This window comes from Blautia sp. AM28-27, from assembly GCF_003480905.1.
In the GTDB taxonomy this organism is placed as follows: domain Bacteria; phylum Bacillota; class Clostridia; order Lachnospirales; family Lachnospiraceae; genus Fusicatenibacter; species Fusicatenibacter saccharivorans.
Window position 1 is genome coordinate 862,355 of record NZ_QUJK01000001.1, and the last position, 13,018, is coordinate 875,372.

16 protein-coding genes are annotated in these 13,018 nt (G+C 48.6%); 14 read left to right on the plus strand and 2 right to left on the minus strand.

What is annotated here, in order from left to right; all coding sequences use genetic code 11:
• The first annotated feature begins 16 nt into the window (after positions 1–16).
• On the plus strand, positions 17–958 hold the full coding sequence (locus DW743_RS04120; RefSeq protein ID WP_117760307.1) for a GTP-binding protein: 942 nt from the start codon (positions 17–19) through the stop codon (positions 956–958).
• Between the two features lie 64 nt (positions 959–1,022).
• Here the strand turns inward: DW743_RS04120 and DW743_RS04125 are convergent, their stop codons facing one another.
• Positions 1,023–1,484, minus strand: a complete 462-nt coding sequence (locus DW743_RS04125) for a hypothetical protein (RefSeq protein ID WP_117760306.1) — start codon at positions 1,482–1,484, stop codon at positions 1,023–1,025.
• 160 nt (positions 1,485–1,644) lie between these two features.
• Here DW743_RS04125 and DW743_RS04130 point away from each other — a divergent pair, with 160 nt between their 5' ends.
• Positions 1,645–2,340: a DNA alkylation repair protein gene (locus DW743_RS04130; RefSeq protein ID WP_117760305.1), complete on the plus strand. Its 696-nt coding sequence runs from the start codon at positions 1,645–1,647 to the stop codon at positions 2,338–2,340.
• Between the two features lie 65 nt (positions 2,341–2,405).
• Here the strand turns inward: DW743_RS04130 and DW743_RS04135 are convergent, their stop codons facing one another.
• A complete protein-coding gene (locus tag DW743_RS04135) occupies positions 2,406–2,684 on the minus strand; it encodes a type II toxin-antitoxin system HicB family antitoxin (RefSeq protein WP_055228190.1) in 279 nt (92 codons plus the stop codon).
• A gap of 168 nt (positions 2,685–2,852) precedes the next feature.
• Here DW743_RS04135 and DW743_RS04140 point away from each other — a divergent pair, with 168 nt between their 5' ends.
• The 12 genes from DW743_RS04140 (at position 2,853) to DW743_RS04190 (ending at position 12,706) form a co-directional block, all read left to right on the plus strand.
• Positions 2,853–3,548, plus strand: a complete 696-nt coding sequence (locus tag DW743_RS04140; protein WP_158568525.1) for a YjjG family noncanonical pyrimidine nucleotidase — start codon at positions 2,853–2,855, stop codon at positions 3,546–3,548.
• 7 nt (positions 3,549–3,555) lie between these two features.
• A complete protein-coding gene (locus tag DW743_RS04145; protein WP_022462559.1) occupies positions 3,556–4,536 on the plus strand; it encodes an alpha/beta fold hydrolase in 981 nt (326 codons plus the stop codon).
• A gap of 21 nt (positions 4,537–4,557) precedes the next feature.
• Positions 4,558–5,097: a DUF2284 domain-containing protein gene (locus DW743_RS04150; protein WP_055217961.1), complete on the plus strand. Its 540-nt coding sequence runs from the start codon at positions 4,558–4,560 to the stop codon at positions 5,095–5,097.
• 93 nt (positions 5,098–5,190) lie between these two features.
• A complete protein-coding gene (locus tag DW743_RS18720; RefSeq protein ID WP_055217959.1) occupies positions 5,191–5,907 on the plus strand; it encodes a hypothetical protein in 717 nt (238 codons plus the stop codon).
• A 130-nt stretch (positions 5,908–6,037) separates the two neighbouring features.
• Positions 6,038–6,331 carry a YabP/YqfC family sporulation protein gene (locus DW743_RS04160; RefSeq protein WP_055267857.1) on the plus strand — a complete coding sequence of 98 codons (294 nt, stop codon included), beginning with the start codon at positions 6,038–6,040 and terminating at the stop codon, positions 6,329–6,331.
• Between the two features lie 45 nt (positions 6,332–6,376).
• The gene (locus tag DW743_RS04165; RefSeq protein WP_055267859.1) at positions 6,377–7,675 is read left to right on the plus strand and encodes a sporulation protein YqfD; all 1,299 of its coding nucleotides are present in this window, start codon (positions 6,377–6,379) and stop codon (positions 7,673–7,675) included.
• Positions 7,662–8,693 (plus strand): PhoH family protein, encoded by a 1,032-nt coding sequence (locus tag DW743_RS04170; RefSeq protein ID WP_055267861.1) that lies wholly within the window; start codon positions 7,662–7,664, stop codon positions 8,691–8,693. The genes DW743_RS04165 and DW743_RS04170 overlap by 14 nt, the downstream gene beginning before the upstream one ends.
• Positions 8,690–9,193, plus strand: coding sequence for an rRNA maturation RNase YbeY (gene ybeY / locus DW743_RS04175; protein WP_055228185.1), 504 nt, complete (start codon positions 8,690–8,692; stop codon positions 9,191–9,193). The genes DW743_RS04170 and ybeY overlap by 4 nt, the downstream gene beginning before the upstream one ends.
• Positions 9,194–9,243: 50 nt before the next feature.
• Positions 9,244–10,398, plus strand: coding sequence for a DUF3048 domain-containing protein (locus tag DW743_RS04180; protein ID WP_117760303.1), 1,155 nt, complete (start codon positions 9,244–9,246; stop codon positions 10,396–10,398).
• A 278-nt stretch (positions 10,399–10,676) separates the two neighbouring features.
• Positions 10,677–10,895: a DUF896 domain-containing protein gene (locus tag DW743_RS18080; protein WP_055267865.1), complete on the plus strand. Its 219-nt coding sequence runs from the start codon at positions 10,677–10,679 to the stop codon at positions 10,893–10,895.
• On the plus strand, positions 10,873–11,421 hold the full coding sequence (locus DW743_RS04185; protein ID WP_055228183.1) for a 5-formyltetrahydrofolate cyclo-ligase: 549 nt from the start codon (positions 10,873–10,875) through the stop codon (positions 11,419–11,421). Before DW743_RS18080 ends, DW743_RS04185 begins: the two co-directional genes overlap by 23 nt.
• Positions 11,422–11,461: 40 nt before the next feature.
• Positions 11,462–12,706, plus strand: coding sequence for a glutamate-5-semialdehyde dehydrogenase (locus DW743_RS04190; protein ID WP_117760579.1), 1,245 nt, complete (start codon positions 11,462–11,464; stop codon positions 12,704–12,706).
• Positions 12,707–13,018 lie beyond the last annotated feature (312 nt).

Here is a 13,018-nt window from a genome sequence, read left to right on the forward strand (position 1 = left end):
AGAAAGGACAGCAGAAATGATTAAAATTGATCTGATTACAGGCTTCCTTGGCTCAGGGAAGACGACTTTTTTGAAACAGTACGCAAAGTATCTGATGGCGCAGGGAAAGAACATCGGCATCCTGGAGAATGATTTTGGGGCAGTCAATGTGGATATGCTGCTTCTGCAGGAACTGCGCGGCGATCAGTGCGAGCTGGAGATGATTTCCGGCGGATGCGACAAAGAGACACACCGCAGACGGTTCCGCACGAAACTGATCTCGATGGGCATGAGCGGCTACGACCGCATTCTCGTGGAACCGTCGGGGATTTACGATGTGGATGAGTTCTTTGACACGCTGTACGACGAGCCGCTGAACCGCTGGTATGAGGCGGGAAGCGTCATCACGATTCTGGATGCCGGGCTCGATGAGAAGCTGTCGGAGGAAGAAGAGTATCTGCTGGCTTCCGAGGCGGCGAACGCTGGTAAAATCGTGCTGAGCAAAGTACAGAATGTTTCGGAGGAAAAGAAAGAAGAAACGATTGCCCATCTGAACCGCACGCTCGAGCAGGCAGGCTGCAGAAGACAGTTTTCTGATGCAGAAATTTTACAGAAAAACTGGGATGATCTGACAGAGGATGATTTCAAAATGCTCTCCGAATGCAGTTACCGTTCGGAGGGTTACCGGAAGCTGGATTTCGGCGAGCAGCAGACATTTGATTCGCTCTGCTTTCTGGAGCCGAAGATTACGGAAGAAGCGCTGAAAAAGGCAGCAGAAGCAATCTTTGCGGATCCATCATGCGGCAATGTATTTCGGATCAAAGGAATTGTAAAGACGGGCGAAACTGTGTGGAGCGAAATCAATGCGACGCGGGAACAGATGACATTCCAGGCAGTGCCGGAGAGCCAGGAAGTGCTGATTGTAATCGGCGCGGGGCTTTCAAAAGAGCGGATTAGTGGAATTCTCGGAATTAAGTAAAAAATGGAGCATGACGGAAAGGGGTATTTTCCATCATACTCCTGCTGGTTTGGCTAAATAGCAGTTACTGTGAAATGCGCTGCCGTTCTGACAGTGTGGGGAACGGAATGATTTTGGAATCCCGTGCATCATCCGGTGTACAAAGAGCAGTCAACGGCTGCGGCTGATTTTCCATGGTCTGGAAGGAGAGAATGCCATCTTTCCATAAAATGATATCATCCGGTGAATGGACGGCAAAATAGCGGTGCAGCACATCGAAAAGAGAGGATGGAACTGCCGCAAGATCGTGCTCGGGATCGCTGGAATATAGAAAGATCCGGCTTCCCGGAAAACGACGGGAATAGATACCGGCAGAGGGAGCGGTAAAATCCGGGTTTTCGGTAAAATATAAGGATCTTTCTGCGGGTCCGGAAAACGGAATAGACAGCGTTGTGGAAACAACTGGCGCTTCTTCTGCAAGGGCTGGCTGCTTCTGAAATTTGCACAGGAATGGTATATTTTGAAAAAATGTATATTTCTTTTTCATAAGACTCACCTTTCAGCCGGAAAAGATCTGGCATTTGGCAGGGTGGATGTTATCGTTTACTTTAATTTTATCTTATCAGAAGTGCAGAAATAACAGGGTTAAACATTTGTAAAAAGCGTGTAAAACATCTTAAAGAGAAAGAAAAGAGAGGGGGAATCATATGGAACAGGAAGTAATGCAGGCCATTCGGGCAGAACTGGAAAGCAATATAGATGCAAAATACCGGGAATTTCACAGCTCTCTTGTTCCGGGACAGAACTGTCGGATTCTTGGTGTCCGCATTCTGGTTTCGCGACGGATTGCAAAAGCGACAGCAAGAGACCACTATGAAGTTTATACCGAACAGTTTAATCCGGAAGTCTACGAGGAGCTTCTGATCCGCGGAATGATGATCGGCTACGGAAAGCTGACCCGTGAAGAACAGACGGCAGAACTGGACCGCTTCGTGCCGATGATCAACAGCTGGGGAATCTGTGACAGCTCCTGTGCAACGTGCCATTTTATGAAGAAAGACCAGGAGTATTGGTATGGATATCTGCAGAAATGGCTGAAAAGCAGCCGGGAATATGAAATCCGGTTTGGTGTTGTGTGTCTGCTGGACTTTTTTATCAACGAAGCGTATATCGATGCTGTGCTGGAGGAGATGAAAAAGATTCATCACGATGGCTATTACGTAAAAATGGCCGTCGCCTGGGCAGTATCGATCTGTTATATTCATTTTCCGGAAAAGACACAGAAACTGCTGAAAGAAAACAGTCTCGATGACTGGACACATAACAAAACAATTCAGAAAATCAGAGAGTCGCTGCGGATCAGCAAAGAAGAAAAAGAGATGCTGAAAACCTGGAAGAGATAAAAAGAAAACCGTATCGCCGCGTTTCGAATATCGCAGCAATACGGTTTTCTTTCTCTTTTTTGAACTTATTCGTCCCATCCCTCAAAAAGCCGGATGTTGACGGCAATATTTCTTGCAATTTCACCTTCGCTTTTCCCGAGATCTGCCACATCCGATACCGGCGGAAAATCAGGTTCTTCTTCCGTCAGTTCCAGAGAGATCCAGTCATAGGCGGAGTGAATGGCATCTTCCAGCGCCTCGTCGAGGGTATCCCCTTTTGCATAGCAGCAGGCGAGATCTGGAAAATAACCTTCGTAGGTTCCCTGTTCGGTTTTATGAAAAACGGCTGGATAAGTAAATTTCATAGTGTTTCTTCCTTCTTCCTTTTCTTTTTCACGGAAATTCTTTTTTATCGTAGCACTTTTTCTCAAAAGATACAATGCCTAAAATACAATTGATCGTATTTGTAATCTATGCTAGAATGAAAAACAGATAATTGGAAAATACAAATGAAACCAAGGGAGGATTTCTCTTTGATAAAAGTAATTTTGTGGGACATCGACGGAACACTTCTGAATTTTAAGATGTCGGAACGATATGCAATTGATTACTGTTTCAACAAGTTTCATATGGGAACCTGCACGGACGAAATGCTGCAGCGCTACAGCGTGATCAACCGCGGTTACTGGGAGCGGCTGGAGACGGGAGAGCTTACGAGAGAACAGGTGATGCTTGGACGGTTCCATGAATTTTTTGAATCGGAAGGACTGCCGACGGATCAGGTAAAGGTATTCAATGATGAATATCAGATCCGCCTCGGCGATAAGGCTTTCTTCTGCGATCACGGAGATGAACTGGTAAAACAGCTGAAAGCTACCGTAAAACAGTATGCAGTAACAAATGGAACCACTGTTGCACAGGAGCGTAAACTCCGCTTTTCCGGGCTTGATCAGCTTCTGGACGGCGTTTTTATCTCGGAACAGGTCGGTGTGGACAAGCCGCAGAAGGCTTTTTTTGATGCGGTATGGAACGAAATCGGAAGTTATGCACCGGATGAGGTTGTGATCGTCGGCGACTCCCTCACAAGTGATATCCGCGGCGGAAAAAATGCAGGAATCCTGACCTGCTGGTACAACCCGGATCATCTTCCGAACAAAATTGAAGTTACACCGGACTGTACCATCGACAATCTTCAGGATATCCTTTCGTATCTGGATGAAAGCAGGTGATTTGCTAATGAGAACACGCGTATTACAGGAAAAAAATTATGCGGAGCGGATGCAGAATGGTGTGGAGCCGTACCTCGCCGCTCATGCAGAAGAATTTTACTGGGAAAGGGAGAGCGGTCATCCGATTCATGTTCTTCGTTACCGCGCATTCCGCCCGAGAGGTGTTGTTGTAATCTCACACGGTTTTACGGAAAATGCAGAGAAATATAAAGAGATCGTGTATTATTTTATCAAAGAGCATTTTCATGTTTATCTGCCGGAACACTGCGGCCACGGAAAGAGCTACCGTCTGGTGGAGGATCCGTCGCTTGTTTATGTCGATTCCTACCATCGTTATGTAGAAGATCTGCTCTTTGTTGCACGAAAAGCAAAAGCAGAGGCATGCGGTCTTCCGCTCGTTCTCTATTCTCACTCGATGGGCGGCGGAATCGCAGCAGCAGCGGCCGCCAAAGCGCCGCATCTGTTCCGGAAAGTGGTCTTGAGTTCGCCGATGATCCGTCCGCTGACCGGAAAAGTGCCGTTCGCCGATGCAAAACGGATCGCAGCTTTTGCCTGTGCCACAGAACGAGGCACACAGTATGTGGTAGGACAGAAACCATACCAGGGAATCGAAAGCTTTAAACAAAGTTCGTCCCTCTCCCGTCCGCGCTTTCTCTATTACCAGCAGAAGCGGGAAAAAGAGCCGCTGTATCACCTAAATGCCGCTTCTTACGGATGGCTCCATGCCGCCGCACATCTGTACCGCGATCTGATGCGGAGCGGATGGAAACGGATCGAGGCTCCTGTCCTTTTATTTCAGGCGGAGAACGATCATCTTGTGTCCAACCGTGCCCAGGAGCGGATGATCCGGAAAATGGCAGAACGCCGTCCCGGCATGGCAAAAATGGTAAAAGTACCGGGCGCAAAGCATGAATTGTTTGGAACCAGAGGGCGCATGCTCCAGACGTACTGGAATATGGTATTTGCTTTTTTGGAAAAAGATCTGTAACAAAAGAGAAGGGATGACAAAATGACACAGACAGAAATCGAAGAATATATTACCCAGTTTCCTATCTATCAGTATGCATTTGTAAAACCGGAGGACATCGAATTCAATGACCGGGTCCGCCAGATCTGCAAAAAGGAGTGCTCCCGCTACGGAGCCTCCTGGTCCTGCCCGCCGGCGGTAGGCACTGTTGAAGTCTGTAAGGAGCGTTGCATGAACTACGATCACGTTCTGTTCTTCTCCAGCATCGCAGAAGTGGACAACATCATGGATATGGATGAGACATTAAAAACAAAATCGGAGCACGAAAAAATCACACGCGAAATCGAGCAGCATTTAAAAGACAAAACCCTGCTCACCTTCGCCCTTTCCTCCGATTCCTGCCAGCTCTGCGATAAATGTACCTACCCGAGAGGCGGCTGCCGCCATCTTGAACTGATGCATCCATGCATCGAGAGCCACGGCATCGTTGTTGCAAACCTGATTGAAAAAAACATGATGGATTATTACCTCGGCGAGCATATGGTCATATGGTTCAGCATGATTTTCTATAAAGAATCGTAATCTGTGATGTAATTTTCCATTCTTTCAAACGTATTTACAGTAGAGGATTTCGCTGTAAGAAATTCAGAAAATACACAAGAGGGGGAATGAAATATGCTGAGAAAGGCAGGAAATTTTCTCAGGTATCTGTTCGGTATTCTGATGATGCTGGCGGGAGCCGGTTACTGGAAAGAGGAGAAGGCATATGCATTGTCACTGCTGCTGCTTGGAATCTTTTTGCTTCCGGTTACCTGGAATACGATAAAGAAACGGTTTCATGTGGCGAAAGCACTTCCTGTGCTGCTTCCTGTGCTGCTGCTGGTTTCCGCCTGTGCGCTGACACCTGTGACGTACAGCAGTAAGGAAACACAGAAGGCATCTGCAGAGTCTGTTTCCGTCAGCGTTACGGCAGCGCCGACGAAAAAAGCGACGCCGACCCCGACTGAAACATCAACACCAACGCCGACAGCAACACCGACCGAAACACCAACGCTGACCGCTACCCCGACTCCGACTGCTACCCCAACTCCAACGGCTGACCCGACCGAGACGCCGACACCTGAGCCAACCATAGAAGCTGCGGCGGAAGAAACCGTCGAAACGCAGGCAGCGGAAGAATCACAGCCGGCAGTGACTGCCGAAGAACCGCAGGTAACGGAAGCACCGCAGGAATCGGATCCGTATGGAGGACAGCTCGTGTGGATTTCAGAGACCGGATCGAAGTACCATAACAAAAATAACTGCGGCAGAATGAATCCGGATCGGGCATATCAGATGACGAGAGAAAATGCAGAAGCCCAGGGGTATGAACCCTGCAAAAAATGTTTTTAAAAAAGAGAAATGAAACCCCGCAGCCTGATCGGGCAGGAAACCCCAGCGGCTGTGGGGTATTTTTGTGCTTTTTTCTGCATAAAATAGCGATAGAACAAAAAGCAGACCCGCAAAGCGGAGGAGGTTTTGGATGCGAAAAAAGAAAAAGCAGAAAAAATCACTCCATCCGCCGGGCGGGGAGCTGCTTTCGGCGATGCAGGTTCCGTCAGATCTTGCTTTTGGCGAGCCGGTTGTGACGTTTTACGGCGGGAGAGAAGTGCAGATTGAAAATTTCCGCAGGATTCTGGAATATAATGCGTGCCGCCTCTGCGTGCTTACACAATATGGCAGGCTGCTCCTTGTGGGAGAGGGAATCCGGATTGTTTCGTATTCCGGGGAGGAGATGCGGGTGGAAGGGAGAATCGATCAGGCGACGTTTCAATAAGTGTAATGATTCCAATCATTCCAATGCTGAAAAGGGGGTGTGCGTTTGCAGAGGGGAAAGGTTTTCTGGAAAGGCAGTGTGCGGATTCGTGTGACGGGCCGTGAACCGGAGCGTTTTTTCAATCTGTGCGGGCACCATAACATCACACTGTGGGACGTGACAGAACATCAGGGCTGCTTTGAGATGAGCCTTCTGCCGGAAGATTTTTTCCGCCTCCTGCCGATCCGCCGCAAGAGCGGTGTGCGCATCCGAATACAGAAAAAACAGGGACTGCCTTTCTTTTACCGGCGAAGTTTAAAAAGAAAGGCATTTTTTATTGGTATTTTTCTCTGCCTGGCGGGACTTTACACGCTGTCGCAGTTCATCTGGAATATTCATGTGGAAGGAAATTACGCGAACAGTACGCAGACGATCTTAAACAGCCTTGACGCGGCCGGGATTCATCATGGAAGCTGGAAAAAACGTGTGGACTGCAGCCAGACCGCATCGTATTTGCGGGAGCAGTTTCCGAATCTGACCTGGGTGTCCGCAAAAATAGAAGGGACGCAGCTTGTCCTTGCGGTAAAAGAAAACGTAGACGGCTATGTGATCGAAGAAAAAGCAGATGATCCGCAGAATCTTGTGGCGAAAAAAGAAGGGACGGTCGTGCGTATTATCACACGGAACGGCATTCCGCAGGTGCTCCCCGGTGATACATGTCAAGCGGGAGACATTCTTGTAAAGGGCGAGATTCCGCTTGTGAATGACAGTGGGGAAACGTATGATTATTCTTATGTTCACGCAGACGCGGATATTGACCTTGAGACGACGTGGTACTATTATGATACCTTTCCGCTTTCCCATACGGTACGGACATATCAGAAAGCAGAGAAAAAAACGCCGGTATTCCAGATTTCTGCTTACCGATTTTTCCTTGGAAATCTGCTGCCGGAGAATTTTGTGGAGAGTTTGCGGAGCATGACCGGAACGGCGGATCAGAAAACAGAGAAAAGGGAAAATGGAGCAGACGAGGAAGTATCCCTTCAGCAGCTTTATCTGACAGAAAACTTTGCCCTTCCGTTTTATTTCGGCTACCGTCAGAAATTTCCTTTTGAAGTTCAGAAAGAAACTTACTCAGAACACGAGGCAAAAGAAAAAGCCTCGCAGAATTATCAGAAATTCCACAGAAATTTATCAGAAAAAGGACTTCAAATATCGGAGAATCATGTTACAATAGAACTTAACGATACGTCATGTATCACAAAAGGGACACTTCGCGTGATAGAACGGGCCGTAGAAGCACAGCCCTGCGAAATGCAGAAGATGTCGGATGGAAAGGAAACAATGGTAGATGAACAGCAATAACAACATGATAGAACTGCAGATGGAACTGCCCATCGAACATGAAAAGAAAGTATTCGGCCAGTTTGATGAACACATCAAAATCCTGGAGAGATCCCTGGCGGTTACGCTGATCTCCCGGGACGGCGTTTTAAAAATTGTGGGCCCGGCATCGAATGCAGCGCGCGCAAAGGAATGTCTGACACAGCTTCTGGAGCTCTCACGCCGCGGAAATGATATCAACACACAGAACGTCAATTATGCAATCTCACTTGTTATGGAGGACAGCGGAAGCAGCCTTGCTGAAATCGACAGTGACTGCATCTGCCACACGGTCGCAGGCCGTCCGGTCAAACCGAAAACACTCGGTCAGAAAGCGTACGTGGATGCGATCCGGGAAAAGATGATCGTCTTCGGCGTCGGCCCTGCCGGAACCGGAAAAACGTACCTTGCGATGGCGATGGCGATCACGGCATTCCGAAACGATGAGGTAGGCCGTATTATCCTGACGCGTCCGGCGATTGAGGCGGGTGAAAAACTCGGTTTCCTGCCTGGCGACCTGCAGAGTAAAATTGACCCGTATCTGCGGCCGCTCTACGACGCGCTGTATCAGATCATGGGAGCAGAGAGCTTCCAGAAAAACATGGAAAAAGGCCTGATTGAGGTTGCGCCGCTCGCGTACATGCGAGGCCGTACGCTCGACAATGCGTTTATTATCCTTGATGAGGCACAGAATACGACACCGGCGCAGATGAAGATGTTCCTGACCCGTATCGGTTTCGGTTCCAAAGTCATTGTAACCGGAGATGCCTCTCAGAAGGACCTTCCTTCCGGTACACGCTCCGGCCTTGATGTGGCAATGCAGGTACTGAAAAAAGTAGACGGAATTTCCTTCTGCGAGCTGACAAGCAAGGACGTTGTCCGTCATCCGCTGGTGCAGAAGATTGTACAGGCTTACGATGAATATGAAAAGAAAGCAAAGCCGGAAAATCACAGCGGCAGAGCAAAAAGTACGACGAGAAAACGGAGGGAAAATAAATGACACTGACGTTTGAAAATGAACAGGATTTTGACCTTGGATTTGATCCGGAAGAGGTTGCAGCAGCGGTAATCAATGGTGTGCTGGATCAGGAAGCGTGCCCGTATGAGGCAGAAGTAGAACTGATTCTGACTGATCCGGAAAATATCCGCACCATGAACCGGGAACACAGAAACATTGACCGGGAGACAGACGTGCTTTCTTTCCCGATGGTAGATTATCCTTCTCCGGCTTCGTTCGATTTTCTGGAGACGGAAGAGGGAGATGACTGTTTTAACCCGGACAGCGGTGAGCTGATGCTGGGTGATATTGTGATTTCTGTTGCGCGCGCAAGAGCGCAGGCGGAGGAATACGGTCATTCTTTAAGACGCGAATTTGCTTTTCTTGTTGCACACAGTATGCTGCATCTTCTGGGTTATGATCATATGACACCGGAGGAAGCAGCCGTGATGGAGGCAAAGCAGGAAGAGGTGCTGCAGCGTCTCGGTATCACAAGAGACTGATTGAAAGAAGAAAAGGAGGGGTCTTTATCAAAAAGAGAGGGTTTTACACATTGGGGATTGCTCTGCTGGGAAGCATGATGCTGTTCGGATGCCGGAAAATTGGGGAAACGGCACCGGAAACTGCATCGGCAGGAACTTCTTATGTCTCAGAAGAGACAGCAGGGGAAAGCAAGACAGAAACGAAAGCTACGGAACCACCGGCCCCGACCGAAGATCCGGCACCGGAACCGCTGGTTCCGGAAGCGATTGAGCCGACACCCGCGGAGGATGCGCTGCCGGAAGGTATGGTGAAAAGTTATCTGACAGGAGAACCTGTCGCCGAAGTACAGGGAAGAAGGCGCCCGGTGGCGGTTATGCTGAGCAATATCATCAGCGCCTGCCCGCAGAGCGGTATCAGCCGTGCGGGAGTGATCTATGAAGCGCCGGTCGAAGGCGGCATTACGCGCCTGATGGGGCTGTTTGAAAACTATGATGATCTCGAAAAGATCGGATCGGTGCGGAGTTGCCGCGAATATTATGTGTATCTGGCAGCGGGATTTGACGCTCTGTATTACCACTATGGACAGGCGGCGTATGCGATTCCGCTGCTCGAATCGGATCACATAGACAATGTGAATGGCATGGAGTATTCGGAACAGGTGTATTACCGGACGTCGGATCGTCCGTCGCCGCACAATGCGTATTTGGACGCGGCCGGGATTGCAGCGGGAATCGATCTCTGCGGCTACCGGACATCTTACAAAGACGGTTATGACGGATTTTTCCAGTTTGCATCCGAGACAGAACCGGAAACGCTGGAACAGGGACGAAATGCCGCCTATGTGGCACCGGGCGGATATTTCCACAATAATCCATGGTTTTCGTACGATGAGGCGAGCGGCACGTATTTGCGTTATCAGTTCGGGGAACCGCAGATCGATGAGATGACACAGGAACAGCTTGCGGTGAAGAACATTATCGTGCAGTACTGTTCCTGGAAAAAGTATGATGACAATGCGGAATATCTCGATATTGATGTGGTAAACGGCGGAATGGGAACGTATATCACAAGCGGAAAGGCCATCGACGTGACATGGAGCAAGGATGATCCGTGGGGTGTCACAAAGTACCGGGACAGCAATGGAGAGAAGATTAAACTGAATCTTGGAAAAACATGGGTTCTGATTGTTTTAGATAATTATGCAGATGAGACTGAAATCCGGTGATAAAGCTGGATTTCAGGATTTTTCTCAGATCGGCTGGACAGATCCTGTGTTTTGCGGTAAGATAAAAAGAAAATCCGGTCATTTAACCGAATCAAGCAAGTCCCTCGCTTCTAAAGCGGTGGGATGAATTGTTAAAAGAAACATAACGGTAGTGGCAGGCGGAGAGAAATCGGTATCCTCCACTGACATGAGGCGAGTCACAGTCGAACTATTTTCGACATGTCAGACTCTGTGAAAATACCGACTGTGAGTTGAAACAAAGGAGAAAAATACAGAAAATGGAAATTAATATACAGAGAATCAACGAACTTGCCCGCAAGGCGAAAGCAGAGGGGCTGACACCGGCGGAGAAAGAAGAGCAGCAGAAGCTGCGGAGAGAATATATTGCAGCCGTGAAAATGAACCTCCGTACCCAGCTCGACAATATTGATGTGCAGGAGAAAGACGGAACAATCGTAAATCTGGGGGAGCGCTATGGAAGCAAAAGGAAACATTAGAAAAGAAGTTTTTGCCCGAAGAAGAGCAGCCACACAGGAAGAAATTCAGGAAAAGAGCCGTATGATTTATGAAAAAATCACGGCTCTGCCGGAGTTTCTGGATGCGGACTGCTTTTTTGCGTATATGGACTTCAAAAAAGAAGTCATGACACGGGATCTGATCGAGAAGGCCCTGCAAATGGGAAAGACGGTCGCTGTGCCGCGCGTGGAAGGCGATGATATGGTTTATTATGAGATCAAAGATTTCTCCACGCTGAAATCCGGCTATTTTGGCATTATGGAGCCGGACGGCGGAAAGGTCTGCACGCGGGAAGAGGGCTTTCTGCTGGTACCCGGTGTGGCCTTTGATCCGGCGCGCCACAGAGTAGGATATGGAAAAGGATTTTATGACCGCTTTCTTGCCGCACATCCAGGGTTTACAACGGTTGCAGCGGCGTTTGAGTTTCAGCTGTTTGATGCGGTGCCGTTTGAAGAGACGGATGTTCTGCCGCAGATGCTGGTGACAGAGCAGAAGATTTACCGTTAAGCCAATTACGATAAGACAACACGAGGAGGAGACGAGTATGATGAAGCTGGAAGAAATCGGAACGAGAGCCCGCCAGGCGGAGCCTGTGCTTCGAATCATGGAGACGGAGAAGAAAAACCGTGTGCTGAAAAAAGCAGCGGAAAACCTTGTGGCAGACGCCGAAACGATTATCGCGGCCAATGCGCTGGATATGGAGCATGGAAAAGAAAAAGGCATGTCTCAGGGACTTCTGGACCGGCTCTTTCTGGACAAAAGCCGGATTGAAGCAATGGCAGAAGGCATGTGTCAGGTATCCGAACTGGACGACCCAATCGGGGAAGTGCTGGGAATGAAAAAACGCCCGAACGGTCTTCTGATCGGACAGAAACGTGTTCCGCTCGGTGTTGTCGGCATCATCTACGAGGCACGCCCAAATGTGACGGCGGATGCATTTGCACTCTGCTTCAAAACGGGAAATGTCGTGATTTTAAAAGGCGGAAGCGATGCAATCCACTCGAATACGGCGATTGTTGCCTCTCTTCGGAAAACACTGAAAGAGGAGCAGGTGCCGGAAGACGCCCTGCTTCTGATCGAAGATACCTCCCGCGAGACGACGGCGCAGTTTATGAAGATGAACCGCTATGTCGATGTTCTGATTCCGCGCGGCGGTGCCGGACTGATCCGCGCTGTCGTGGAAAACAGCACGATTCCTGTCATTGAGACAGGAACCGGAAACTGTCATATCTACGTGGATGAGACAGCCGATCTTTCCATGGCAGTGGATATTATTCTGAACGCAAAAACACAGCGCGTCGGCGTATGTAATGCGTGTGAATCGATTGTGGTACACGAAAATGTACGTGAAAAACTGCTCCCGGTTCTGGAGGAACGATTAAAAGAAAAACATGTGGAAATGCGCGCAGACGAAAAGGCAAGAGAATACATGCCGGAAGCAGAAGAAGCGACAGAAGAGGACTGGGGAAAAGAGTATCTCGACTATATCGTATCCATTAAAACGGTTTCCTCTATCGACGAAGCGATCGCGCACATCAACCGCTACAACACAAAACACTCCGAAGCAATCATCACCAACAACTACACCCACGCCCAGAAATTCCTGGACGAAATCGATGCAGCTGTAGTCTACGTCAACGCCTCCACCCGCTTCACCGACGGCTTCGAATTCGGCTACGGCGCCGAAATCGGAATCAGCACCCAAAAACTTCACGCCAGAGGCCCAATGGGACTGCTGGCGCTGACGTCGATTAAAAATATCGTATACGGAACGGGACAGATCCGAAAATAAAAGAAGAAAGATCTTGTGTCAAAGGGCAACCCAATTGATCCTCAAAAGGGCAAAACAGTTGATCCAGTGACCGAGTGCTAATCACCCATCACCCGATCACTGACCAACTCCCAACTGTCCCTTTTCCGGATCAACAGCCCAGACACAAGCCGAATCATTCATAAAACACAAAATGAAGACCTTGTAATCATAAAAATGTGGTTATGAGGTCTTTTTTTACGTTAATATCAAATTATACATAGATAAAAAGGCTTAAATACTCAATGTCATTAACTTAAAAGCAGAAGATATTTATTCCGAAATGGATTAGAT